Source organism: Mesorhizobium sp. M8A.F.Ca.ET.218.01.1.1 (genome assembly GCF_004791165.1).
Taxonomy (GTDB): Bacteria; Pseudomonadota; Alphaproteobacteria; order Rhizobiales; family Rhizobiaceae; genus Mesorhizobium.
The window spans coordinates 21,732-46,457 of the sequence record NZ_SRUZ01000006.1 but is presented as its reverse complement, the minus strand read 5'-3'; the positions used below and the strand labels follow the sequence as shown (position 1 = coordinate 46,457).

Genomic DNA, 24,726 nt, shown 5'->3' with positions numbered 1-24,726 from the left:
GGCCATCTGATGGCTGCCTAAAGTGGATTTCGAAACGGTCTTTGAGAGGGTGTTATTCGGCGGGCACCCGCGCCGGCTTGGCGGCGAGCCGGTTCAGCATCGCCTCGGCCTCGGCGCCGCGCTCGGAACGCTCGATGAAGCCGCCGCCGAAGACGCGGGCCTCGTTGCCGTCGTCGGAATAGAGCACGCAGGCCTGTCCGGGCGCGATGCCCGATTCACCATCGGCCAGTTCGACCGAGGTCACGCCTGCCTCGTGGCGCAGCACCGCCGGCCGTGGCGGCCTGGTCGAGCGCACCTTGGCGAACAACTCGATGCCGCCGGCGGGAACATCGGCGAGGGCGCCGTCTCCCAGCCAGTTCATGTTGCGCAGATAGATCTTGTGCGTCTCCAGCGCCTCGCGCGGGCCGACGACGACGCGGGCGCGCTCGGCATCGAGATGGACGACATAGAGCGGCTCGCCCGATGCGATGCCGATGCCACGGCGCTGGCCGATCGTGTAGCGCAATATGCCCTCGTGGCGGCCAAGCACGCGGCCGTCGATATGGACGATGTCGCCCGGATTGGCGGCGGCCGGCTTCAGCTTGGCGATGATGTCGGAATATTTGCCCTGCGGCACGAAGCAGATGTCCTGACTGTCCTGCTTGGCGGCGACCGTCAGCCCCATCTCCTCGGCGATGCCGCGAACCTGCGGCTTCGACAGGCCGCCAAGCGGAAAGCGCAGATAGTCGATCTGCGCCTGCGTGGTGGCGAACAGGAAATAGCTCTGGTCGCGGTCGGCGTCGACCGGCCGGTAGAGGGCGCGGTGGCCACCATTGGCGCCGGAGCGGATGTAGTGGCCGGTGGCGAGCGCATCGGCGCCGAGATCCTTGGCCGTGGCCAGCAGATCGGCGAACTTGACCGTCTGGTTGCAGGAAACGCAAGGAATGGGCGTTTCGCCGGCGACATAGCTCTCGGCGAAGGGGTCGATGACCGCCTTGCGGAACCGCTCCTCATAATCGAGCACATAGTGGGGAATGCCCAGCGTCTCGGAGACGCGGCGGGCATCGTCGATGTCCTGGCCGGCGCAGCATGATCCGGCCCGATGCGTTGCCGCACCATGATCATAGAGCTGCAAGGTGACGCCGACGACATCGTAGCCCTCGCGCTTCAGCAGGCCGGCGACCACGGATGAATCGACGCCGCCCGACATGGCGACGACGATGCGGGTGTTTTCTGGGCGTCCGGGAAGGTCGAGGCTGTTCATGGTGCTTTCATTCTAACGCGGCGTCTGAATGCCAATGTCGAGAATATAGGTCAAGCTTTCCTGCTGCGCCAGCTTGCAGGGCGACCGGCGGCGCGTCGCGAACGCTGCGAATGGATACATTTCTCCCGGCCAAAACAGGGCTTCCAGCCGCATATTTCAAATGCCCGCTAAAAGACTAACGCGGCGTTCACGATCCTTACCTAGTCATTAGGGTCTGCTTAGGCAATTTTTAAAGCTGTGGCGGTAACGTGGCGGGGATTGGGTCTTTGAGTTTTTTGTAGAGAGTACGATGACCGATCTGGTTAGACCTAGAGTCAAATATGTTATCGGGCCTGACGGCAGCCCGCTTACGATTGCCGATCTGCCGCCGACGAACACGCGTCGCTGGGTCATCCGGCGCAAGGCGGAAGTGGTTGCAGCGGTGCGCGGCGGACTTTTGAGCCTTGAAGAGGCATGCCAGCGCTACAAGCTGACCACGGAGGAATTCCTGTCCTGGCAAGCGTCGATCGACGAATACGGCCTTGCCGGGCTGCGCACCACGCGTATCCAGCAATACCGGCACTAGGCCGGCCTCACCACGATCAAAGGGCGCGGCAAGCCGCGCCCTTTTTCTTTCGGAGCGACGGTGTCGCCGCTCAGATCGTCAGTGCCACCTTGCCGATCGGCCTGGTGGCGAGAAAGGCGTGGGCGGCTCCCGCCTGGTCGAGGGGAAAAGTCCTGGCCACGTGGACGGCAAGCTTTTGCGCGTCGATCAACCCAGCGAGCTCGAGCAGGCCCTCGCGGTCGGGCACCACCGACATGCGCTCGACCCTGATATCGCGCGAACTGGCGTCGGCGCGCGTGGCGTCGTTGACATTGAGCAATGACACCAGCACGCCGCCGGGCTTCAGCACCTTCAGGGAGCGATCGGCATGGTCGCCGCCCAGCGGCTCCAGCACCAGGTCGATGTCGCTGATCTGGCTGGTGAAATCACCCTTGGTGTAGTCGATCACCTCATCGGCGCCCAGCTTGCGCACGAAGTCGAGCTTGCCCGGGCTGGTCGTGGCAACGACGTAAGCACCACGCGCCTTGGCGATCTGCACGGCCAGATGGCCAACGCCGCCAGCTCCGGCGTGCACCAGCACGCGTTGGCCTGATTGCAGTGCGCCATGGCGGACAAGGCCTTGCCAGGCGGTGAGACCGGCCAGCGGCAATGCGCCGGCCCAGGTGTGGTCCGCCCTCTTCGGCTTCGGCGCGATCTCATCGGCCGGCACCACCGCCAGTTCGGCGTAGGCCGCGGCCTGCTTGGGAAAGCGCGGCATGCCGAACACGTCGTCGCCGACCTTGAAGCTGGTGACGCCGGCGCCCAGGGCCTCGACCGTCCCCGAAATATCCCAGCCAAGGATGAAAGGCGGCTCGCCGAGCAGCGGATAGTAGCCGGCGCGCACCGCGCCATCGACGGGATTGATGCCGGCCGCCTTGACGCGGACCAGCACCTCGCCGGCCTTCGGCGTGGGATCGGGCAATTCGGCGATGACAAGAACGTCGGGTCCGCCGACGGCATTCTGGGTAACGGCACGCATGAATCTCTCCTGCTGATCGATGCCACTATCATTTGGAGAGTAAGGAGCTATTGTCTAGTATGCACCTTATTGATACATAGGTACCTCATGGATAGTGATTGCGACTCCCCCTTAGGCTATGACGCGTTCCGGCGGACATGTCCGTCGCACACCGTTTTGGAAATGCTGGCCAGCAAATGGGTCTATCTGGTTGTCTGCGCGCTGCGCAAAGGCCGGCTGCGCAATGGTGCGCTTGCCCGCAAGCTCGAAGGCATCACGCCCAAGATGCTGACCCAGACCTTGCGTGTGCTGGAACGTGACGGCCTGGTGCGGCGAGAGGTCTATCCGGTCATTCCGCCACACGTGGAATATGAACTGACGGAGCTCGGCCAGAACCTGGCGGAACTGCTTACCCAGATCAGATCGTGGGCAGAGCAGCATGCGCCCGATATCAAGGATGCCCGGGCAAGGGCGACCAACGGAAATGAGGCGGACTGGGCGGCCTAGGTCTTGTGCGCCAGCAGCACTTCGCGGCGCCAGCCGGCGCTGGTTCAGGTTGCCGTCCCGACAGCGGGCGCGCTTGTGCGCGTGCCGAATAGCGCCGATGTCGGCCGGTTCAGCCGATCATGGCGCTGCGGCCGCCGGTTTCGGCCTCGCGAATCTTGGTATCGCGCGATTCCAGCATCTCAGCCTTGGAAAGCTCCGCTTCAGCTTCGCCGAGTAATGATTCGGCGGCGCTTCGCTGCTGGGCGAGGTCGCCTTGCGAGTTCCTGAGATTGTCGCGGCGCAGACGCGCCGCCTTGGCGAAGGTCGGATAGGCGAAATGGTTGATATCGGTGATGCCGGCTTTCTTTTCCTCGGCGGTGATCTGAAGCTCCAGTTCGACGGCCATGCGCTCGAACTCGGCGATCATCATGTCGAGCTGCAGCATCTGCCGCCGCTTCTCATTCACCTGAAACTGCTTCAGCCGGACGAGGTTTTCACGTGACTTCATGATTCGGTACTCCCGGAAACGCACACCCGCACATATCGTCCAAACCACTTGGAAAGGCCCAAGCACTGCCCGTATCCACCGGCTTTCCCCGCACTATGGGAAACAAAACCCTAAAGTTTTTTGCCGGCGGTAACCATTCGTTTACGGGCATTGTTAATCATACGGGTCAGGGCTTAAGGCCGGGTAAAAATTCCGGCCGCCGAAGCGAAGCCGCGTCGATGAGTCCCTGGAGTCACTTAGTCCAGGTTATTAATGTGTCGCATTAGGAATTTTGGTCTGTGATTCGTTATTAGATTCAAGAGGGTGTAGAAAGGGGTTAAAAAATCTGATACCGTAATGAACGGGAAATTAGGTTTTGTTAACCATTCGATGGCAGCCTCTCTACAAGGCAACCACTGCTCCGGGGCAGGACGGGTCGTGAAATGGTCCGGCGGCAGAAAAGGGGAATGAAATGCGTGTTCTGCTGATAGAAGATGACAGTGCAACCGCACAAAGCATCGAGCTGATGCTGAAATCGGAAAGTTTCAATGTCTATACGACGGACCTCGGCGAAGAGGGTGTCGATCTGGGCAAGCTCTACGACTACGACATCATCCTTCTCGACCTCAACCTGCCCGACATGTCCGGCTACGAGGTCTTGAGAACGCTTCGCCTCTCCAAGGTAAAGACGCCCATCCTCATCCTCTCCGGCATGGCTGGCATCGAGGACAAGGTACGCGGCCTCGGCTTCGGCGCGGACGACTACATGACCAAGCCGTTCCACAAGGACGAGCTGGTGGCGCGCATTCATGCCATCGTGCGCCGCTCCAAGGGGCACGCCCAGTCGGTCATCACCACGGGCGATCTGGTGGTCAACCTTGACGCCAAGACCGTCGAGGTCGGTGGCCAGCGCGTGCACCTGACCGGCAAGGAATACCAGATGCTGGAGCTGCTCTCGCTGCGCAAGGGCACCACGCTCACCAAGGAAATGTTCCTCAACCACCTCTATGGCGGCATGGACGAGCCGGAACTGAAGATCATCGACGTCTTCATCTGCAAGCTGCGCAAGAAGCTCGACGCCGCTTCCGGTGGCCAGAACTACATCGAGACCGTCTGGGGTCGCGGCTATGTGCTGCGCGAACCGGAAGACATCCGCGTCAGCGCCTGAGCGCAGCCGGCAGAGCTTTTCTAAAAAACCCGGCCATGGCCGGGTTTTTGCATTGTAGGCCGACAATCATTTGTTTTTGCGCACTGCCGGACAGACGGCAGGCCGCCGCGGTTCTCCTGGAACAGCGTTCAGGCAGCGATCTTCAAGGCGCGAAAGCGCTCGAGCAGTTGCGGGCGATTGAAGGGCTTCAACAGATAGCCCTGGGCGCCGGCGCGCTTGGCGCGCATGATCGACGCAATATCGAGTTCGACCAGCGAGATCAGGATCTGCGGCTTGATCGGGCTTTCCAAGGCGCGCACGCGCCGGATGAGGTCGATCGCCTGCATGTCCGGCAGGGCGCCGTCGACGACGATGATGTCGGGCATGTCGGCCGCGCACATCTCCAGTGCGTCAAGCCCGCTGGCTGCCTCGATGACCATCATGTCGGAACCGCCCAGGATGCGTTTTGCGACCTTCCTGATGACGCTTGAATCGTCGACGAACATGCAGCGTTTCATTTTCCGGGTCCTCTTTGCCCTTTGGCAATCCGGTCGTGCGGGGCATCTGCGGCGTAGCCTAGACCGATCTGGTAAAGAAGCCGAAAAGCCGTTAGGTAAAATTTTTGCAAAGATACCGTTCGACGCGCTTTTCCTTGCGGATGCTTCGGCGTTGCCGCGCAGGCAAAGTTCATCGCACCCCGATTGGGGCGTCAATGAAATATTTCAGATTGAAATACTTTGTTCGATCGCGCTGCCAGCGTCGATTTCAGGCCGCCGAAAGGACGATTTCTTCAGCCGTCGCATGGATCGAAATCGTCATGTTGGCCTCGCGGGCCAGCAGCAGCGTGTAATAGGGCTGCACCGAATGCGCGTCGATCGGCTCCTCAGGCTTGTGACCGGAATGCAGTTCGAGGAATTTCGGCGGCACACGCAGCATCGGCCCGCTTGCCGAAAGCGAAAAACGCGGCTCGGTTTCGAGATTTTCGAGCGTCACCACCAGCTTGCCGCCGCGCGGAATGGCGGCATTGGCAACCAGGAGCAGGTTGAGCAGCAGCTTGACCTTGTTCTTGGGCAGCAGCGCGCGGATGCCGTTCCAGACCAATTCCGGCTTTTCGTTCTTGAGGAAGGCGATGGCGACGGCCTCGGCATCTCCGGTGTCAATCATCATGCCGGCCGAGCCGGCGGCGCCGAAGGCGATCCGGGCGAACTGCAAACGGGCGGAGGCGTTCTTTGCGCTCTGGCGGATCAGCCGCATGGCGTCTTCGTCGGCACCACCTTCGTCGAGCAGTTCAAGCCCGTTGTTGATCGCGCCGACCGGCGAGATGATGTCGTGGCAGACGCGGCTGCACAAGAGCGCCGCCAGATCGGGGGCGGTGAGGGTGAACAGATCGGCCATCGGTGAAAATCCCTGCAAATTCCACTAGTCGTGACCGGGCGACCTGCTATCGCGCTACCCACACGAATCACGTTCCAACCCGAGGCTCTCTGAATACACAGCACTCGTTCGTACAGCAACAAATCCAAGATTGTCGTCGGGGCAAATGGCGTGTTCGCCCAGGCTGCCGGCCCCGCGCGCTCCCCAAACAGCCTTCGAACCGCCATCTTCATGTGGGAATTTAATGGTTGAAAAAGGATTACGGCATAGTTTGCCCCTAACAGTCATCCTTAACGGCCGCCTAAAAAGAGCCGTACGGATGCGAGGCGTCGGCGAAAGTGCTTCATGACGGAGATTGGAAGCATGTTTTCCCGATTCTATGACCGGAGTTTTCTCCGCGTCCTCTCAATGGCGATCACGCTCATGGGCGTTCTCGTCTTCACGACATCGCCCTTGCGGGCCCAGGAGTACACCGCTCAGGAAATTATCGATTCCGGCCACAAGTTCTTCGGCGCGACGTCGGGCGGGTTGGCCACCGTCGTGGAGAAGATTTTCGCCTCCTACGGTCTGCCCAATGGCTATCTGCTCGGCGAGGAGGGATCCGGTGCGCTGATCGGCGGCCTGACCTATGGCGAAGGCACGCTCTACACCAAGAATGCCGGCGATCACAAAGTGTTCTGGCAAGGCCCGTCGCTGGGCTGGGATTTCGGCGGCGAGGGGTCACGCGTGATGATGCTGGTCTACAATCTCGACGATGTCGGCAACCTCTACAATCGCTATGGCGGCGTCGCCGGTTCGGCCTATGTGGTGGCGGGTGTCGGCTTCAACGTGCTGAAGAACAACAATGTGCTGCTGGTGCCGATCCGTACCGGCGTCGGCGCCCGGCTCGGCGTCAATCTCGGCTATCTGAAACTGACCGAGCGGGCGACCTGGAACCCGTTCTGATCTGTCCAACATGATCGAATCGCGGACAGTTTGACCGGATTCCCGAGCCCACGCCCCGAATGAGCCGCGGCAAGCCCTTGCCGCGGTGCCGGATTTCCGCCATGCCAAGATGGCACAGTCCAGCCTTCCAAGTTGTCGTCGATAACGGGTAGTCCTTTGGTTCAGTCGGTCCTGTTCTTTGCCCTCGGCTTTCTCTGTGCCGGCTTTCTGGCGCTGATGGTGGCTCCGGCCGTCTGGCGGCGCGCCGTCGCCCTGACCCGCAGGCGCATCGAGGCCTCCATCCCGCTGACGCAAGCCGAGATCCAGGCCGACAAGGACCGGGTCCGGGCCGAGTACGCCATGACGACGCGGCGGCTCGAAATCAACGTCAAGACGCTGCGCGAAAAGGTGGCCGAACAGCTCGTCGAGATCAACCGGGGCCGCGAGGCGCTGAAGGGGCTCGCGGTCGAGCGCGCGGAAAAGGACCACGCGCTCGCCGAACTCGGCGCCAAGGGCGAAGCGTTGCGGCGGCGCGAAGAGGAACTGCATCAGCTTTCGGAGCGGCTCAAGGAAACCGAACGAAAGCTGGAAAGGCGGGCGCTCGAGCTCGAGAAGCTGGAGCGCATGTATGACGACGCCAGTTTTGCCTCCAGCAGCCGCCAGATCGAACTCGTGGCCCGCGAATCCGAATTGCAGAAGCTCGCCAGCGACATCTCGCTGCTGCGTGGCCAGCGCAAGGAAGCGGATCGGCGCGGCCAGGAGATCGCGGCCGAAAGCAAGGCCGCGCGCGATGCCTTGAAGGCCGAAAAGAAAAGGGCCGCCGAACTCGACAAGAAGGTCGAGCGGCTGCTGGCAACGCTCGCCGACCGTGAGGACAAGCTTGATCGGCGCGAAAAGGAGTTGGCGCGGTTGCGGGAAAAAACGAAAGCCGAGGACGGCGCCCCAGCCTTGCGGCTGGTTGGCAAGCCCGATGAGTCGGACCGGCATGACGAGGCAGGCAAGCGCGACGACATGGACCGCGCGATCGCCAAGCTCGACAGCGACCGCGAGCGGCTGGAGGCCAGGCTGACGGCGCTGGCGCGGGAGAACAAGCGGCTTAAGGCGGATCTCGGCGCTGTGGCATCGTCGGGTTTGACGAATGGCAATGGCGCCGCGCTGCGTGAGCAGATGAACGAACTGGCGGCGGAGGTCGTCCACCTGACAGCCAAGCTCGAAGGACCGGATTCACCGATCGCCAAGGCGTTGGCGGCACCGCAGGACAACCGCTCCGCCGGCCACGACCGCAGTCTCGCCGACCGCGTGCGCGCCTTGCAGAAGGCGGAAGCCAACTGACGCGGTGCGGGCTGGCGGCCTGCCGGCGTCTTGGCCTCAGACGGCGCCCGTCAGCGCGAGAAATGATGCAGGGCGATGGCCGAGGCGGCAGCGACGTTCAAGCTGTCGAAGCCATTCGACATGGTGATCCGCACGGTTTGCAAGCGGGCAAGCAGTCTTTCGGGCAGGCCTTCGCCCTCGGTGCCGAGATAGAGCGCCAGGCGCTCGCCGCGCCGTGCATCGCGTATGTCGATCCGGCCGCGCGGCGACAGCGCGAACTGGTCGTAACCCCGCCGATCGAGGTCCGCCGTGAAGTCCGCCGTGTCGGCGAAGGACGCGAAAGGGATCTTGAGCGCGGCGCCGACCGAAACCCGGATCGCCTTGCGGTACAGCGGATCGCAGCATGTCGCGTCCATCAACACCGCATCGGCGCCGAAAGCGGCGGCGTTGCGGAAGATCGAGCCCATATTGTCATGGTTGGCGATGCCGACAAGCACCACGACCAGGGCTTGAGCGGGCAAGGCATCCAGCAATGACCCAGACGGCAGGGGTGTCTCCTTGCGGCCGATGGCCAGGATGCCGCGATGCATGTGGAATCCGGCGATCGCGTCCATCACCGCGCCGGCGACGACATAGACCGGCAGGTCCGTTCGTGTCTTGCGCAGTATGTCCTCCAGGCCGCCAAGCCGGTTTTCCAAGACCAGGATGGATTCGGCGCTGAAGCGGCTCGACGACAAAAGCAGGTCGAGCACCACCTTGCCTTCTGCGACGAAGCGGCCTTGCCGGCCGGCCAGGTCGCGCTCGCGGATATCAAGATAGGCCGCGACACGTGGGTCGCGTGGATCGTCGATGCGAATTGGGTCCATGTCCCGCTCAACAATAAAGAGCGTGGCTCGTGTGCCGCGAAAGACACATGAGCCACGCTCCGGAAATCGTCAGCGAGGTAAACGGCCGCGGCAGCGTCCGGTCAAGTCCCGGCGCGGCGCAATCTCTGCGCCATCTGGGACAGATCTTCCTTGCTGCTGCCGAAGATGCCGTCCAGCACGGCGAGCAGTTCGCGCACCGCATCGGATTTGCAGGAATAGTAGATCATCTGACGATCGCGGCGGGTGTCCACGAGGTCGAGCGCCCGCAACTTGGCCAGGTGCTGCGAGAGGGCGGATTGGCTGAGCATCACCTTTTCGGCGATGGCGCCGACCGACATTTCACCGTCGATCAGATAGCTCATGATCAACAGCCGTTTTTCGTTGCCCATCAGCATCAGAAATTCGGCAGCCGATTCGGCGTTCGCGATTAGCTTTGTCGAGACCATTGATGCCCCATGCTGTTTGCTCATCGAGGCGCCATGGGGGCAATGGTGCCTGAATCCATAAATTCACTTGTGAAGGTGCCGACGAGTCAGCACCACAGCTAAGCCTAGAACATTTCTTTCAAATCTCAAGGGTTGCTTTTGATCAAATGCAATTTAGTTTCGTCTTATGCCTCCGATGCGGCCCTGCCGATCCTGGCCATTTCGACCAGGGCGGGACGTAATTCCGAAGCCTTTACCAGCGGTTGCGGGAAGAATACCCGGCAGACATTGTCCCCCGACACCAGATCCATGCCATCGGCGTCCAAACCGGCGATCGTCCAGCCATCACCAGGTGCCTTGGCGAAATGACGGGCATAGATGGCGATCGCGTCGAGATGGTCGGCATTCATGTGCTCGACGGCCGATTGTTCGCTTCCGGCAAGTTCCTCGATGATGGGCCCATTGGTGAGGAGGTCGGCCCGTTCGAGCAGATAGGCCTTGCCGAACCCGCCGTTGAGGCTGGCGCGTTGCGGCTCCAGGCGAAAGATCGAAAAGTCGCCGAGCCCGGCATAGAGGCTCGCCTTGGGATTGCGGTTGAGATAGCGGCGCTCGGCGCGGGCATGCGCCTGCGAGCCGCGCTCCAGCCGCGATGCCTGACAGACCAGCGTCAGCCGCGGATGCGCCAGCGGATCACCTTTGCCGGGTTCGCCAAGCAGCAGGGAGCAACGCGGATCGGCAAGCAGCGCCGACGTGTGCGCCGCGAGCATCGACACCAGAATAAGCGGCGCGCCGTCGATGTCGGTCGCGACGCCGGCCCGGCTCGCCAGCGGCGCCCCGGTCCGTGGTTCCAGCACCGCCAGGGCGCCGAAGCGGGCACTGCGCAGAAGCGTTTTCGCCAACCGGATCGCCTCGGCGTCGGTCTCTCGGATCACATCCCTATCTTGATTTCGCTGCATCGAAGCGCTCGCCACAATTTGTCTCGCTTGTCGGTGTTGCCGGCCGGATTCGGTCTTCCGCCAACTTCGGCTCGCACTATTTCGGCGCCATGCGGATGGCGCCGTCGAGGCGGATGGTTTCGCCGTTCAGCATCTGATTTTCGATGATGTGCAGGGCAAGTGCGGCATATTCGGAAGGTTCGCCGAGGCGTGAGGGGAAGGGCACCGCGGCGCCCAGCGAATCCTGCACGTCCTGCGGCATGCCGGCCATCATCGGCGTCTTGAAGATGCCGGGCGCGATGGTGCAGACCCTGATGCCGGAACGGGCGAGATCACGCGCCACCGGCAACGTCATGCCGACCACGCCGCCCTTGGAGGCGGAATAGGCCGCCTGGCCGATCTGGCCGTCATAGGCGGCGACCGAGGCAGTGTTGACGATGACGCCGCGCTCGCCGCCCTGCAGCGGCTCCAGTTTCGCGGCACGGTCGGCAACCAGGCGGATCATGTTGAAGGTGCCGATCAGATTGACCTCGATCACCTTGCGGTACTGGTCGAGCGGATGCGGGCCGTCCTTGCCGATCGTCTTCACGCCAATGGCGATGCCCGCGCAATTGACCAGGATGCGCGGCTCGCCCAGCTTGGCGGCGACATCGGCGAGGGCGGCGCTGCCGCTGTCGGCACTCGCGACGTCGCACCGGACGGCGATGCCGCCGATCTCGGCCGCGACCTTGGCGGCGCGCTCGATGCCGACATCGAGGATGGCGACGCGGGCGCCCTTGGCGGCAAACGCGCGCGCTGTCGCCTCGCCAAGGCCGGAGCCGCCGCCGGTGACGATCGCGATCTGGCCGTTGGGATTCATGGCGTCATCCTTATGCGTGTGAACGGGCTTTTGCGTGAGAACGGGACGGATCAGGCCCGGATCGACCGACAAGGTCAAGATGGAGAGGGCCGCCGTCTTGCAGAAACGGCGAACCACGGAAAACCCGTCCACACTTTCCAGGAGCCGCCCTAGGCGTGCTCGACGATCCTGGCCTGGCTGGCGTGGCCGACCTCGCCCGAAAGCCTGGCCACCGCGCCTGGCGCAATCTCATGCGACAGCAGCCGGTCGAGGTCGACAGGCCGCGGCATCGAAATCTGGCCGCGCGGTATGCGCTTGAAGCCGAGCGGCCCGTAATAAGGCTCGTCGCCAACCAGGATCACGGCGGGTGCACCGGCCTTGGCGGCGGCCTCCAGTGCGATCGCCACCAGCCGGCGGCCGATGCCGAGATTCTTGAAGGCGGGCCGTACCGCGAGCGGCCCAAGCATCAGCGCCCGGCCGGCACCGGCCGCTATGCGCGTCATGCGCACCGAGGCGACGACGAGGTCGCCGTCGACCGCGACAAAGGACAGAGCACGCTCATGCCCACCGGCCTCGCGGATCTTGTAGGCGGCCAGCACGAAACGGCCGGGCCCGAAGGCCTCGTCATTGATTGCTTCGATTTCAGGATCGTGCGCCGGGGTTTCCGGCAGGTACTTCACGTCGGCAAGGCTCATGGTCTTTGCGTTCCGGTAGAGGAGGAAAGGTTGCTGCAAACGGCAGCATTCGCCAGTCAGCGCTTCATCAAGCGCGGGCGCCCTTTCGTCGTCGGTCAAACCGGATCAAAGCAAAATCGAACATGCAAAGTGTCCGCTAGCATCAATTTTGCGCCGCCGCAATCGGCCCGTCCGCTGGCCCTATCGATTGACGATCTGTTCAGTCCTGACTAATTCCGTCTTGCCGCATCGCGCTCTACATGAGGTGGAAACGCGAAAGGATATTCCATGGGATTGTTGGTCGACGGTAAATGGCAAGACCGCTGGTATGACACCAAGGACAGCGGTGGCAGGTTCGTGCGGCCGCAATCGCAGTGGCGAGATTGGATCACGCGCGACGGTGCACCGGCGGAAGGCCGGCGCCGAGGCTTCAAGGCGGAGCCCGGCCGCTATCACCTTTATGTTTCGCTCGCTTGTCCCTGGGCTCAGCGGACGCTGATCTTTCGCGCGTTGAAGAGGCTCGAAGGCATCATCTCCATCTCGATCGTGCATCATTTCCTGGGCGCCAACGGCTGGACGTTTGTCGCCGAGGACGGCGCCACCGGCGACACGCTCTATGGCCTCGACTTCCTGCACCAAATCTACACCAGGGCGGATTCCGCCTATTCGGGCCGGGTGACGGTGCCGGTGCTGTGGGACAAAAAGGAACAGACCATCGTCTCCAACGAATCCTCCGAAATCATCCGGATGCTCAACTCAGCCTTCGATCAATGGGGCGATGCCGGCCTCGATTTCTATCCCCAGGCGCTGCGCGGCGAGATCGACGCGATCAACGCGCTGGTCTATCCCTCCGTCAACAACGGCGTCTACCGCGCCGGCTTTGCCACCACGCAGGCGGCCTATGAAGAAGCGTTCGGCGAGCTGTTTTCGACGCTCGATGGGCTGGAGGACCGCCTGTCCAGGCAACGCTATCTGGTGGGTGACCGCATCACCGAGGCCGACTGGCGGCTGTTTACCACTCTGGTGCGCTTCGACCCGGTCTATGTCGGCCATTTCAAGTGCAACCTGCGCCGCATCGCCGATTATCCGAACCTGTCGAACTATCTGCGCGACCTCTATCAGGTGCCCGGTGTGGCGGGGACGGTGAACCTGCATCACATCAAGGCGCATTATTACGGCAGCCACGAAACGATCAATCCGACGCGGATCGTGCCGGCGGGACCGGAGCTTGACTATGGCGCGCCGCATGATCGGGCGAAGTTCGCGAGGGCGGCGGCCTGATCTACCAATAGGGCGATGCTGGCACGCCGCGGAAAACCTCGGCGATCCGCCGCAGCGTCGCCGGTGTGGTGCCTTCCGGCAGGCGATCGAGTGGAAAAAAGCCGGCCTCGGCGATTTCATGGTCGGGCCGTTTCGGCGCGGTCTGGCTGAAATTTTCGACGAGATAGAAGCCGACATGATCGCGCCGGCTGGCGCGGCGGTTGAAGTGCATCGACTTCAGCACCGGCGTGGCGGCCATCGCGATGTTGCCCTCTTCGGCGAGTTCGCGGGCCAGCGCCTCGGCCAGCGTCTCGCCAACCTCGACGCCACCGCCGGGAAGCTGCCAGCCGGGCACATAGGTGTGGCGAATGAGGAAGACGGAATTGGTGGCGGCATCGTGGATCAGGCCGCGCACACCGAGCGTCATCGGCCGCCGCAGCACGAAATAGAGATGGAACAGCCGGGCCCTCAACCCCGCCCAGCCGGTCTGGCGGAACGCGGCTTCGTCGTCGGTCGGCATCAGTAGCGAAACCGTGGGTGGAAAGCGGCGTGCACGTCGCCTATGAAGGAGGAATGTTCAGGCTCGCGCATATTTCCGATGTCCATCTGGGGCCGCTCCCCGATGTATCCTATCGCGATCTCGCCTCCAAGCGCGTGCTCGGCTACGTCAACTGGCAGCGCAACCGCCGCCGCCACATGCACGATGCCGTCATCGACGCCATCGTCGCCGACATCAAGGCGCAAAGCCCGGACCATCTCGCTGTCACCGGCGACCTCGTCAACCTGGCGCTCGACGGCGAGATCGAGATGGCCAAACACTGGCTCGAGACGCTGGGGTCGCCGCATGACGTTTCGGTCGTGCCGGGAAACCATGACGCCTATGTGCCCGGTGCCTTCGACAAGATCTGCCGGTCATGGGCGGCGTGGATGAGCGGCGACGGTGTCAACACGCCGGTCGATCGCAATGCATTTCCCTATCTGCGCGTGCGCGGCAATGTCGCGCTGATCGGCGTCTCGACGGCGCGCGCCACGGCGCCCTTCATGGCCAATGGTTTCTTCATGGAGGGGCAGGCGGCTCGCCTCGGCAAGATCCTCGAGACCACGGCCAAGCAAGGGCTGTTCCGTGCGATCATGATCCACCACCCGCCGGTGCGGGGCGCCGTCTCCCAGCACAAGCGGCTGTTCGGCATCGCCCGCTTCCACAAGATCATCCGCCGCCATGGCGCGGAGCTCGTGCTGCACGGCCATTCGCACCTGCCGTCGCTGTTCCAGATCGGGCCTCGCGATGCAAAGGTCCCGGTCGTCGGGGTCGCCGCCGCCGGCCAGGCGCCGGGCGGCAATCACCCGGCAGCACAGTACAATCTGTTCGACATCGACGGCGAAAAGGGAAACTGGCGCATCCGCCTGACGCGACGCGGCCTGACCGGACCGTCCATACCGCCTTCCGATCTGCAGACCGTGGAACTCGGTGTCGAGCCAGACGCGGCTATGGTCGCCAGTTGAGAACCATCGCCGAGACGCGGTCCCACAACAGCGCCGCCGACACCGCGAGACCAACAAGTCCGCCGGCGGCGACCAGCCCAAGGCCCGACAGGAAGGCCGACCAGCCCTTGCCTTGCGTCGAGGCTCGCAGCGGCGGCTCGGCTTCCGCGACCTCGGCGCGTCTCATGCCGGCGACCGCCGGCTCGACGCCACCCTCCATCATTCTCCGGCGTTCGACGATGCGCTCGGCGACATAACGCGTCACGGAATCGGCGACCGGCTTCATCTCGGTCGATTCGGCAAGCACGACACGGCCAATGCGAGTGTCCTTGAGGAAGCGGTAGGTGCGGCGGTCGCGCCCCATCGCGACATGGCTGACGGCGTCGATCCACAGGCGCGGCTGTAGGCCCGAGGAGACGACAAAGTCGAAATTATCCATGTCGGCCGGAACATCGGCAAAGACGGGCGCGAGGTCCGCGGCCAGGAGGTCGAGGCGCATGCGGTGCGCCTCGCGCATGTCGACGACGACATCGTCGCGGTCAGCGAAGGCGTTCTTCACGTCACGGATGGCATCGGACAGTTTGCTTGACGGATCGATCTTCTCGCCTGCGTCCTTCATCGGCGTCTGCCTCGCGGGGTTGGTTAACACGCAGTTAACACAGCCGCCGGCAAAATGCACTGGCGCGATCAAGACGGCGAGGCGCCCGGGTGGTGTCGCGCTGGCCCAGCCGGTCGCGGCTAATTCGGGCGCAAGGGCCTGGCACGGCGGTTCATGTTGCGCCGGATGATCGTGGCGATCAGCTCTGGCGCCTCCTCGATCAGCATATGGCCAGCCCCCGGGACGTGGTGCACATGAAATTGCACGGGCAGATTGTCGGTGTGGGCAACGGGTAGCATCGGGTCATCGCTTCCCCATACCACCATCACCGGCATGGTCAGTGTTTCCAAGCGGTCGCGCGGGATGACGCCCTGCCGGTCTTGGCTGGTCATGGCGGCAGCGATCTCTATGAGTCTCTCGACTTGGCCGGGTCGCCCGCGCATGTCCCCAAGGGCGTCCAAGGTGTGATCGATAGGCCGCGTCAGTGGTCCCGACATCGCCAAGAGGCACGCCTGGATGTCGGATGGGTCCCTTGCGGCGGCAAAGCGGCGCAACAGCGGACCGTTGATCTCGGCGCCGAAGCCGCCAGGCGCCAGAAGTGTCAGCGACGCCACCTTGTCGGGCTCGGCCAGCGCCATCAGCGCCGCAACCGCGCCGCCCATCGAGTGGCCGACCAGATGAAAGCGCTTTACCGATCGCGCGGTGAGATCGGCCAGGACGGCCCTTGCCGCCAGCTTGGCCGGGCCGGCACCGGGGAAATCGAGCGACAGCCCGTGCCCCGGCAAATCATAAGCGAGTGTGCGCACCGCAGGCGACAGCGCCGGGATCACTTCGTGCCAAATATCGTGGCAGCCGCCGAAGCCATGCAGCAAGACGATGGCCTTCGAGCCAACACCCTTTTCGGCGGCGTGAAGCGATGCGATCATGAAATCTGAAAGCTTTATTGCGGAACGGCAAGGTGGGAAATGCGGGTGGTTTGCTCCTTGTCCAGAACGATGGCCAGTAAAATCTTCACGACGACTGGCGCTTGCGACCTCTCGATCTCGCGGGTTCGCGCGACAAAGCCGGCAAACCAGTCATATCGGGGCTTTGCCACCTGCTTCGGCGGCCAACAATTCGGTTGGTCCAAACAGTCCTGTCCGCGGGACGTCAGCTCGCGTTGCCGAGGCCTGCCGCGCGCAGGGCCCCAACCAGCCGCTCGGTCAGGTCGGGCGGATATTTCCGGTCGATGAAGGTCGCGCGCGGGTCGGCGGCGAATTTCGGAAATTTGGCGGTCAACTCGTCGACCAGCTTGCGCGCCAGATTGTCCTGACCGGCGATCTTGGCACCGATCAGCCGGGCGGCAAGATAGTGCGACTTCGTTGCGGTTGTTCTCAGAGAGGAACTGGCGATCGCGGCCTTGTTGGTGTCGCCAAGCATGAGTTCGCCGGCGAAAAGTCCAAAATCCCACCATGTCGGATGACCGCTGGAGGCGTCCACCGCCTGGGCCAGGATCGGCGTCCCCTCGGCATAGCGGCCGGCGAAAATCAGCCCGTAGCCATAAGCGGCGGCCATGGCGAGATCGTAGGGATTGAGGTCATAGGCCTTGCGCATCCAGCGCAGCGCCTCGTCGGCGTTGCCAAGACGGGAATTGATGTAGCCGTAGGAACGATGCGCGTAGGGACTGGTCGGCCCCATCTGCACGGCGCGATGGGCGAATGTCATCGCCTTCTCGATCGTGGCATCCGGCGGATAGGCGTAGTGGTCGTTCACGGCCTCCAGGTGGAGCGAGGCGATTTCCGAATAGACCAACGGTGATTTGGCGCCGTTTTCGGCGAGGGTTTCGAGGCAGCGATAGGCGGCCTCGTGGGTCCTGGCGTTCTGGTCGAGATAATATTTGTCGTTGAGCGTCAGGCATTGCGTGAGGGCGGTTTGTATGCCGCTCTGTTCGAGATAGCCGTAGATCGTGCCGGAAGCGGGAAGAGCGGACGTCAAGATGCCGGCTATACGGCTCTCGACGGTGGTCGGCGCGCTGTCGGCGGCGGTCAGGTTGCGCGACAAAAGCACCCGTCCGGTGGCCACGCTCTGCAGTTCGATCGTGATGTCACCCGTATCCGGTCCAGGCAGGATATCGAAGATGAAGCTCGTCGCGCTAGCGACCGGATCGGCCTTGTTGACGATGTCGCGACCGATGAAGTCGATCGTATCGAAGCCGCTCAGTCCGGCACGCAGCGTTGCGGCGACACGGCTGGCATCCGTGCCACTGGCCTTGACGGCGATGTAGACCAGCGGCAAAGCCTCGCTGGCGGCGGACGGCGCGATGCTGCCGGTCAGGGTCGCGGTCTCGAGCGTTGCCGCAGGGTCGCCGCCTGCCAGCAGCGCACCGCTGCCCTGACGCAATATCAGAACGCCGAGCATGGCTATGACCACGGCGATCGCCATCCAGAAGAACCGGAGATGGCGTGCCACCGAGGGCTCCGGCGCCGCCGCCGGTGCCAGCAATGCAGCGGCGGCAATGGCATCACCGGGGGGCTCGGATGGTGCCGCTACGGCTTCGATCTGCTCGGCGGGTTTCGCAGGTTCCGGCAAGCGGATCGCGTTGAGCTCATAGGCCGGGACATAGCTGCCGCGCGGTATCGCTATGCGAAACGGCTCCGCGACGCCTTCATTGGCGAAATATTGCTGCAGCAGCTCGCGTAGCCTGCCCGCCTGCACGCGTACCACCGCGTCGGTCGAAGGATCGAAATCGCCATCCTTGCCGAAGACATCCATGGCGATGGAAAAGCCCTTGAGCCGGTCGGCTTCGCCTGCCTGTTCGCGCTCGACAAGATAACGCAACAGCTTGCGTGCACGCTCGGATCGTCCGAACGTTTCGCTGGCAAGCAGTCGCTCTAGTGTCTCGCGCACTGCGGGGGCGGCAGGCGTGGCATGCTGCAAGTGTCGATCCTCTCGAAGTCGGCACAGGTTGAGGCGCGATCATATAGTTCCCGCACCGGCACACAAGTATGCACCCATTATGCGATCGCGTACCTCACCGGAGAATACTCTGGTGGTTAACGGCCCTGCCGGTATAAGCCACGGCATGGTCGTGAGAGTCGGCATCGGCCAGTCGAGGCCAGAGCCTTTTGCGGGCTTGAAAAAGTGGCGGCGCGGAGAGCTGTTCCTGCCTCCGGCGCCGCCGACCGGCCGATGCTACCGCGCCTTGCGACCGACGATACGATTGGCCGCCGACGTCACCGCTTCCAGCGAGGCGGCGACGATGTTGGTGTTGATGCCGGCGCCGAACAGCTTGCCCCCGGGATATTCCATCTCGACATAGGAGATGGCCGACGCGTTCGAGCCGCGCTGCAACGAGTGCTCGGAATAATCGAGCACCGACATGTCGACGCCGACATGGCGCGACAGCGCATCGACGAAGCCGTCGATCGGGCCCGTGCCGGTGCCTGATATCGTCACTTCCTTGCCATTGTCGAGGATGACCGCCTCGATCACCCGCCGGCCCTTGACCTCGGTATCGGGATAGGTGTGGTGGTCGAGGAATTTCAGCCGCGCGCCCGGCTGGTCGACATAGGTCTCCAGGAAGCGCTCGTAAATGCGCTTGGCCGGAACCTCCTTGCCTTCGGCATCGGTGATCGCCTGGATCGCCTGGCTGAACTCGATCTGCAGGTTGCGCGGCAGATTGAGGCCGTAATCGGCCTGCAGCACATAGGCGATGCCGCCCTTGCCCGATTGCGAGTTGATGCGGATGATCGCCTCGTAGCTGCGGCCGACATCGGCCGGGTCGATCGGCAGATAGGGCACTTCCCAGTGCGGCGTGTTGGCCTTCTTCAGCGCCTTCATGCCCTTGTTGATGGCGTCCTGGTGCGAGCCGGAAAAGGCCGTGTAGACGAGTTCGCCGACATAGGGATGGCGCTCGGGAATCTTCAGCTGATTCGAATATTCATAGACGTCCTTCATCCGGTTGATGTCGGAGCAGTCGATGCCCGGATCGACGCCTTGCGTGTACATGTTGAGCGCCAGGGTGACGATGTCGACATTGCCGGTGCGCTCGCCATTGCCGAACAGCGTGCCTTCGACGCGGTCGGCACCAGCCATCAGACCGAGTTCGGTGGTGGCGATGCCGGTGCCGCGGTCATTGTGCGGATGCAGGGAGATGATCAGGTTTTCCCTGGCGTCGAGGTTGCGGCACATCCACTCGATGCGGTCGGCATAGATGTTGGGCGTCGACATCTCGACGGTCGACGGCAGGTTGATGATCAGCTTGTTGTCAGGCGTCGGCCTGACGATCTCGGTGACGGCGTTGCAAATCTCCAGCGCGACCTCGAGTTCGGTGCCGGTGAAGCTCTCCGGCGAATATTCGAAACGGTAGCCGCCGCCCGCCTTGGCCGCCATGTCGGTGATCATCTTGGCGGCGTCGGTGGCGATGCGCTTGATGCCGCCGACATCCTTCTCGAAGACGACGCGGCGCTGCAATTCGCTGGTCGAGTTGTAGAAATGCACGATCGGGTTGGTGGCGCCGTTGAGCGCCTCGAAGGTGCGGCTGATCAGTTCGGGCCGGCACTGGACCAGCACCTGCAATGACACATCGGCCGGCACATTGCCTTCCTCGATGCACCAGCGGGCGAAGTCGAAGTCAGTTTGCGAAGCCGACGGGAAGCCGATCTCGATCTCCTCGAAACCCATGTCGAGCAGCAGCGCGAACATGCGCGCCTTGCGCTCGTGGCCCATCGGATCGATCAGTGCCTGGTTGCCGTCGCGCAGGTCGACCGAGCACCAGATCGGGGCCTTGTCGATCACCTTCGAGGGCCAGGTCCGGTCGGTGAGACCGACCGTAGGATAAGGTTGGTATTTTCGGGCTGCGTCCGGCATGCCCCGGCCGACCTGCTTGCCGGTCGCGGCCTCGCTGGCGCGGATGTCTTCTCGTGCGTTCATCGTCGTTTCTCCCGGCGGCTGGCGGTCCACCTTTCAGGCGGATGTGGTGCCAAGCGGCGCCTTTACCAGATTTTCGTTCGCTTGATATGATTTGCCAAGGAGCATGCGCTTGCGCGGCGGTTCGACCGCCGGGCGCTCCTTCAGCGAACCCGGCGATCGCCGATAAGGCCGAGAAGAAGCAGGGTCGAGGCAAGCGCGCGAACGGTCTCGCCGGCAAAGCCGGTCTGACGGGAAGCGGTGGTGGCGCGCGTGTTCATGGCCGCTCTCATACAGGAGCGGCCTGTTGGAGGCAAGCGGGGCCGGCCCGGTCGAATTTTATCCCTAACGCGGATGCTCTTCCCCGCGCGCTGCAAATGCGCCAGACTTGAACGGTGGCGGGGTGCCGCCGGCAGGGGTCATCCATGAATTTCGTGTTCTTCTCGCCGCATTTTCCCGCCAACGGCGCCGATTTCTGCGACCGGCTGAAGAAGGCCGGCGCGACCGTGCTCGGGATTGGCGACGCACCCTTTGACGCTCTGGACGGCAAGCTGAAGGCAGCGCTTTCGGAATATTACCGTATCGCCGACATGGAAGACTACGATGCGGTGTTCCGGGCGATCGGACATTTCATCCACAAATGGGGCCGCATCGACCGGTTCGAATCGCTCAACGAGCATTGGCTGGAACTGGAAGCCAACATCCGCACCGACTTCAACATCTACGGCACCAAGCTCGATTTCGTGAAGAATCTGAAGCGCAAGAGCCGCATGCGCGCCTTCTTCCGCAAGAGCGGCGTCGAGACCATCGCGCAGCGCAAATGCTCCGACCGGGCCGGCGCCATGACCTTCATCCGCCGCGTCGGCTATCCCGTGGTGGTAAAACCGGATTCTGGCTCCGGCGCTTCGAACACGTTCAAGATCTCGAATGCGAAAGAGCTCGACCAGTTCTTCCGGGACAAGCCGGAGGATGTGACCTTCGTCATGGAGCAGTTCATCGAGGGGCTGGTGGTGACGTATGACGGGCTGGTCAACCGCGACGGCGAGGTGGTGCTGGCGGCCAGCCATCGCTACGACCAGAGCGTCATGGAGGTGGTCAACAAGGACCGCCACATGAGTTACACCTGCTTTCCCCGGATCAGGCCTGTCGTAGAGGAGGCCGGCGGCAAGATCCTGAAAGCATTCGACGTGCGCGAACGCTTTTTCCACATCGAACTGTTCGAGACCAGGGACGACCGCATCATCGCTCTGGAGGTCAACATGCGCCCGCCCGGCGCCTGGATGACCGACGCGATCAACTACACGTTCGACATCGACGTCTATGCGGCCTGGGCAGACATGGTCGTGAGGGACGCAGCCGGCGGCCCCTATGAAGGCAAGTATTTCACCGCCTATGCCAGCCGCAAGCGCCACCTCGACTATTTGCACAGCCATGCGGACGTGCTAGCCGCGCACCGCGACAAGATCGTCCACCATCAGGCCATCGAGAAGGTTTTCAGCCGCGCCATGGGAGATTACGCCTACCAGATGCGCTCGAAGGATCAGGCGGAGCTGCGCGAGGCGGTTGCCTATATCCACGCGGAAAAGGCTTGAGGACATGGACATTTCCTATCACAAGGCTTTCGCCCGCAATCTCGGCCGCGACATGGAGTACAAGCGCTATGGCCATGCCGGCCGGCCCGTCGTGGTGTTCCCGACCTCGCAGGGCCGGTTCTACCAGTTCGAGGATTCCGGCGGGGTGGGCGCGCTCGCCGAATTCATCGACACCGGCCGCATCCAGTTGTTCACGGTGGACGGCATCGATTCGGAATCCTTCTTCGACAAGCGTGCCGACCCCGCGCACCGCATCGCCCGCCACGAGGCCTATTTCCGCTATGTGCGAGAGGAGGCGCTGCCGGAATTCCTGGAAACCGCCGCGCAGGCCAATGGCGGACGGCGGCTGAAGCCCTTGTTCTCAGGCTGTTCGATGGGCGGCTACCATTCCTCGAACTTCGTCTTCCGATTTCCCGAACTCGCCAGCGGCGTCATCTCGCTGTCGGGTGTCTATTCGGCCCGCGATTTCTTCGGCAAGGCGCTCGACGGCGACATCTTCTACAACTCGCCGCTCGATTATCTGCCCGGCATCGTCGACCCGAAATTGCTGGCGCGGCTGAAGGCGCTGAGGCTTATCTTCTGCTGCGGGCAGGGCGCCTGGGAAGAGCGCATGCTGGTCGAGACGCGCCAGCTGGAACAGATCCTGCGCGACAAGTCCATTCCCGCCTGGGTCGACTATTGGGGCGGCGACGTCAGCCATGACTGGCCGTGGTGGCACAAGCAACTGGTCTATTTCTTCGGCCGCTGGCTGGATGACGACCTGATGCACAGGCTGGACTGATGACCACACCGGATCCCATCCGCCGCTTTGTCGAGGCCACCAACAGTGGCGACACGGACGCCTTTCTCGATACCTTTGCCGACAACGCGTTCCTGAGCGACTGGGGTCGATCGTTCCAGGGTCGCGAGCAGATCGCGCGATGGAACCAGTCGGACAATATCGGCGTGAAGTCACGTCTGGGCATCGTCAGCATCACGCCGGCGGACGGCACTTATCGCGTCCGCATCGCCGTCAAGGGCAAGGGCTTCAATGGCGAGGGCGACATGACTTTCACCCTGGATGGTGACCACATAGCGAGCCTCGTCATCACCTGATGTCCTAGCCGATGATCACGCTTCCTGGCATGCCGGCAACGGGACCGCCTCGTGTTCCGCCGCCGATGCGCGCCGCAGGCCGAGAAAGACGACAAGGGCGGTGACGATGGTGATTACGGCCAGCACGATCAGCAGCCTGTCGAACGCCGTCTCGTAGGCCTCGACCAGAACTGTGGCGCCGGCCATGGGCAGATGCCGTGCCGTTTCACCGACATTGCCGGTCACCAGCAATTGCGCCGCCGCGGACGCATCGCTGGAAGACGCCGCGCCCCGGGCGGTGAGCTGAGCGGCGGTGAAGCCCGACAGGGTCGCCATGACGATGGCCAGCGCCACGCCCTCGCAAGCGACGCGCGTGGTGTTGAAGATGCCGACGGCCATGCCGGCGCGCTCGGTCGGCACGACGCTGACGGCGAGCCCGTCCATCAACCCCCAGGGCAGAGCGATGCCGACGCCGATCAGGATCAGCGGCGCGACCAGGGCGGCGCCGACCGATGGCGTCAGGCTCAGCCAGACCAGGCCGGCCGCGGCGACGAGCAGGCCGGCGCCGCAGATGGTGGCCGGAGCGATCCAGCGCGCCAGCTGGCCGGCAAGCAAGGGCAGGACCAGCAACGGCCCGGAGAGGCAGATCATCAATTGTCCGGCCCTGATCTCGCCCATGCCTTCGATGCCGATGAAGCGGATCGGCAAAAGCACGAGCAGGACGACGAAGCCATAGGCGGGCGCCGCCGCCAGGAACTGCACGCCGACGAAGCGCGGATAACGAAACAGGGTGAGATCCAGCATCGGCCGGCGCACGCGCCGCTCGACGACGACAAACAGCACAAAGCAAAGGACGGCCACGCCCAGAAGCGTTATCACGAGAGGATCGGCCCAGCCGCTCTGCGGCGCCTGCAGCACGCCATAGGTCAGCGAGGCCAGCGCGACGGTGAACGTGCCGGCGCCCGCCCAGTCCAGTCCTGTCGCATCCGGATCACGCGATTCCCTGATGGTGCGCAGGCCCAGCAGGGCGGCTGCAATTGCAAGCGCGGTGACCAGGAGGAAGATCGACCGCCAGCCGAACGCGGCGATGAGCAGGCCCGACGCGATCGGACCGAAGGCGAGGCCGATGCCGAAACTGGTGCCGAGGAAGCTGAAGGCGCGCAGCCGCGGCGCTCCCTCGAATTCCTGGGCAAGCGCGGAGGCACCGCCGGCGAAAGCCAGGGCACTCCCCAAGCCCTGCGCTGCCCTGAAAATGTCGAACCAGGCGATGTCGGGCGCCAGCATCGCGCCGAGCGATGCCAGGACGTAGAGGCCGAGACCGGCGAGGAAGATCCGCTTGCGGCCGTGATTGTCGGCAAGCGCGCCCGCCGCCATCAGGCTGGCGGCGAAGGTCAGCATGAAGGCGTTGGTCACCCAGTTGAGCGCGATCGGGCTGCCGCCGAGGTCGGCCCCGATGCGGGAGAGCGCGACGGCCGGGCCGGTGAAGGTCAGGGGCATCGTCATGGCGGCAAGGCATACCGACAAAAGCACGAGCCATCTCTCGGCTGGGCCGCTGGTGGTCTTCGAGGTCATGGATTTTCCT

Annotated in this window: 26 protein-coding genes; 10 read left to right on the top strand and 16 right to left on the bottom strand. The window is 63.4% G+C overall.

Annotated features, from left to right (window positions below; genetic code table 11):
* Nucleotides 1–52 precede the first annotated feature (52 nt).
* Nucleotides 53–1,243 (bottom strand): tRNA 2-thiouridine(34) synthase MnmA, encoded by a 1,191-nt coding sequence (mnmA, locus tag EN861_RS21540; RefSeq protein ID WP_135865476.1) that lies wholly within the window; start codon nt 1,241–1,243, stop codon nt 53–55.
* Nucleotides 1,244–1,532: 289 nt separating this feature from the next.
* On the opposite strand from mnmA, the gene EN861_RS21535 reads away from it, so the two are divergent.
* Entirely contained in the window at nt 1,533–1,808 is a 276-nt protein-coding gene (locus tag EN861_RS21535) for a DUF1153 domain-containing protein (RefSeq protein ID WP_006203587.1), read from the top strand.
* A gap of 70 nt (nt 1,809–1,878) precedes the next feature.
* Here EN861_RS21535 and EN861_RS21530 read toward each other — a convergent pair whose 3' ends face one another.
* Complete coding sequence (locus tag EN861_RS21530) at nt 1,879–2,805, bottom strand: NADP-dependent oxidoreductase (protein ID WP_135865474.1); 927 nt, start codon at nt 2,803–2,805, stop codon at nt 1,879–1,881.
* An 87-nt stretch (nt 2,806–2,892) separates the two neighbouring features.
* Between EN861_RS21530 and EN861_RS21525 the strand changes: the two genes are divergently transcribed.
* On the top strand, nt 2,893–3,291 hold the full coding sequence (locus EN861_RS21525; RefSeq protein WP_127279336.1) for a helix-turn-helix domain-containing protein: 399 nt from the start codon (nt 2,893–2,895) through the stop codon (nt 3,289–3,291).
* Between the two features lie 109 nt (nt 3,292–3,400).
* Here the strand turns inward: EN861_RS21525 and EN861_RS21520 are convergent, their stop codons facing one another.
* The gene (locus EN861_RS21520) at nt 3,401–3,778 is read right to left on the bottom strand and encodes a flagellar export protein FliJ (RefSeq protein WP_027146385.1); all 378 of its coding nucleotides are present in this window, start codon (nt 3,776–3,778) and stop codon (nt 3,401–3,403) included.
* A gap of 451 nt (nt 3,779–4,229) precedes the next feature.
* Here EN861_RS21520 and ctrA point away from each other — a divergent pair, with 451 nt between their 5' ends.
* Complete coding sequence (gene ctrA, locus EN861_RS21515) at nt 4,230–4,925, top strand: cell cycle two-component system response regulator CtrA (protein WP_006203583.1); 696 nt, start codon at nt 4,230–4,232, stop codon at nt 4,923–4,925.
* Between the two features lie 128 nt (nt 4,926–5,053).
* On the opposite strand, the gene EN861_RS21510 is transcribed toward ctrA, so the two are convergent.
* On the bottom strand, nt 5,054–5,422 hold the full coding sequence (locus EN861_RS21510; protein WP_127279335.1) for a response regulator: 369 nt from the start codon (nt 5,420–5,422) through the stop codon (nt 5,054–5,056).
* A gap of 247 nt (nt 5,423–5,669) precedes the next feature.
* The gene (locus EN861_RS21505) at nt 5,670–6,299 is read right to left on the bottom strand and encodes a histidine phosphotransferase family protein (protein WP_127279334.1); all 630 of its coding nucleotides are present in this window, start codon (nt 6,297–6,299) and stop codon (nt 5,670–5,672) included.
* A gap of 387 nt (nt 6,300–6,686) precedes the next feature.
* On the opposite strand from EN861_RS21505, the gene EN861_RS21500 reads away from it, so the two are divergent.
* Together EN861_RS21500 and EN861_RS21495 are read left to right on the top strand one after the other, a co-directional pair.
* Nucleotides 6,687–7,223, top strand: a complete 537-nt coding sequence (locus EN861_RS21500; RefSeq protein WP_245458768.1) for an EipA family protein — start codon at nt 6,687–6,689, stop codon at nt 7,221–7,223.
* A gap of 156 nt (nt 7,224–7,379) precedes the next feature.
* Nucleotides 7,380–8,534, top strand: coding sequence for a hypothetical protein (locus tag EN861_RS21495; RefSeq protein WP_135865472.1), 1,155 nt, complete (start codon nt 7,380–7,382; stop codon nt 8,532–8,534).
* A 50-nt stretch (nt 8,535–8,584) separates the two neighbouring features.
* Here EN861_RS21495 and EN861_RS21490 read toward each other — a convergent pair whose 3' ends face one another.
* From EN861_RS21490 to EN861_RS21470, 5 genes are all read right to left on the bottom strand, one after another.
* The gene (locus EN861_RS21490) at nt 8,585–9,379 is read right to left on the bottom strand and encodes an RNA methyltransferase (protein WP_135865469.1); all 795 of its coding nucleotides are present in this window, start codon (nt 9,377–9,379) and stop codon (nt 8,585–8,587) included.
* Nucleotides 9,380–9,480: 101 nt separating this feature from the next.
* Nucleotides 9,481–9,825: a metalloregulator ArsR/SmtB family transcription factor gene (locus tag EN861_RS21485; protein ID WP_127280947.1), complete on the bottom strand. Its 345-nt coding sequence runs from the start codon at nt 9,823–9,825 to the stop codon at nt 9,481–9,483.
* 164 nt (nt 9,826–9,989) lie between these two features.
* Nucleotides 9,990–10,760: a HugZ family protein gene (locus EN861_RS21480; RefSeq protein ID WP_135865467.1), complete on the bottom strand. Its 771-nt coding sequence runs from the start codon at nt 10,758–10,760 to the stop codon at nt 9,990–9,992.
* A 76-nt stretch (nt 10,761–10,836) separates the two neighbouring features.
* Nucleotides 10,837–11,598, bottom strand: coding sequence for a 3-hydroxyacyl-CoA dehydrogenase (locus tag EN861_RS21475; protein ID WP_135865465.1), 762 nt, complete (start codon nt 11,596–11,598; stop codon nt 10,837–10,839).
* 149 nt (nt 11,599–11,747) lie between these two features.
* On the bottom strand, nt 11,748–12,272 hold the full coding sequence (locus EN861_RS21470; RefSeq protein ID WP_135865463.1) for an N-acetyltransferase: 525 nt from the start codon (nt 12,270–12,272) through the stop codon (nt 11,748–11,750).
* A 267-nt stretch (nt 12,273–12,539) separates the two neighbouring features.
* Here EN861_RS21470 and EN861_RS21465 point away from each other — a divergent pair, with 267 nt between their 5' ends.
* Nucleotides 12,540–13,532, top strand: a complete 993-nt coding sequence (locus EN861_RS21465) for a glutathione S-transferase family protein (RefSeq protein WP_135865461.1) — start codon at nt 12,540–12,542, stop codon at nt 13,530–13,532.
* 1 nt (nt 13,533) lies between these two features.
* Here EN861_RS21465 and EN861_RS21460 read toward each other — a convergent pair whose 3' ends face one another.
* Entirely contained in the window at nt 13,534–14,031 is a 498-nt protein-coding gene (locus tag EN861_RS21460) for an NUDIX domain-containing protein (protein WP_135865459.1), read from the bottom strand.
* A gap of 53 nt (nt 14,032–14,084) precedes the next feature.
* Between EN861_RS21460 and EN861_RS21455 the strand changes: the two genes are divergently transcribed.
* Complete coding sequence (locus EN861_RS21455; protein ID WP_135865457.1) at nt 14,085–15,014, top strand: metallophosphoesterase; 930 nt, start codon at nt 14,085–14,087, stop codon at nt 15,012–15,014.
* On the opposite strand, the gene EN861_RS21450 is transcribed toward EN861_RS21455, so the two are convergent.
* The 4 genes from EN861_RS21450 to leuA all read right to left on the bottom strand — a co-directional run bounded on the left by EN861_RS21450 (nt 14,998) and on the right by leuA (nt 20,502).
* Nucleotides 14,998–15,612 (bottom strand): hypothetical protein, encoded by a 615-nt coding sequence (locus tag EN861_RS21450; RefSeq protein ID WP_135865455.1) that lies wholly within the window; start codon nt 15,610–15,612, stop codon nt 14,998–15,000. The two genes, EN861_RS21455 and EN861_RS21450, sit on opposite strands and share 17 nt — an antisense overlap.
* Nucleotides 15,613–15,731: 119 nt before the next feature.
* Entirely contained in the window at nt 15,732–16,517 is a 786-nt protein-coding gene (locus EN861_RS21445; protein ID WP_135865453.1) for an alpha/beta fold hydrolase, read from the bottom strand.
* A gap of 223 nt (nt 16,518–16,740) precedes the next feature.
* Nucleotides 16,741–18,507, bottom strand: a complete 1,767-nt coding sequence (locus EN861_RS21440) for a hypothetical protein (protein ID WP_135865451.1) — start codon at nt 18,505–18,507, stop codon at nt 16,741–16,743.
* Between the two features lie 255 nt (nt 18,508–18,762).
* Complete coding sequence (gene leuA, locus EN861_RS21435; protein WP_127869802.1) at nt 18,763–20,502, bottom strand: 2-isopropylmalate synthase; 1,740 nt, start codon at nt 20,500–20,502, stop codon at nt 18,763–18,765.
* 401 nt (nt 20,503–20,903) lie between these two features.
* Here leuA and EN861_RS21425 point away from each other — a divergent pair, with 401 nt between their 5' ends.
* From EN861_RS21425 to EN861_RS21415, 3 genes are read left to right on the top strand one after another with little or no spacing between them, the layout of a single operon-like run.
* Nucleotides 20,904–22,070 carry an ATP-grasp domain-containing protein gene (locus EN861_RS21425; protein WP_127869801.1) on the top strand — a complete coding sequence of 389 codons (1,167 nt, stop codon included), beginning with the start codon at nt 20,904–20,906 and terminating at the stop codon, nt 22,068–22,070.
* A 4-nt stretch (nt 22,071–22,074) separates the two neighbouring features.
* Nucleotides 22,075–22,851: an alpha/beta hydrolase-fold protein gene (locus tag EN861_RS21420; protein ID WP_127278818.1), complete on the top strand. Its 777-nt coding sequence runs from the start codon at nt 22,075–22,077 to the stop codon at nt 22,849–22,851.
* Nucleotides 22,851–23,165 (top strand): nuclear transport factor 2 family protein, encoded by a 315-nt coding sequence (locus EN861_RS21415; protein ID WP_127278817.1) that lies wholly within the window; start codon nt 22,851–22,853, stop codon nt 23,163–23,165. The genes EN861_RS21420 and EN861_RS21415 overlap by 1 nt, the downstream gene beginning before the upstream one ends.
* 15 nt (nt 23,166–23,180) lie before the next feature.
* On the opposite strand, the gene EN861_RS21410 is transcribed toward EN861_RS21415, so the two are convergent.
* A complete protein-coding gene (locus tag EN861_RS21410) occupies nt 23,181–24,716 on the bottom strand; it encodes an MFS transporter (RefSeq protein WP_135865448.1) in 1,536 nt (511 codons plus the stop codon).
* Nucleotides 24,717–24,726 lie beyond the last annotated feature (10 nt).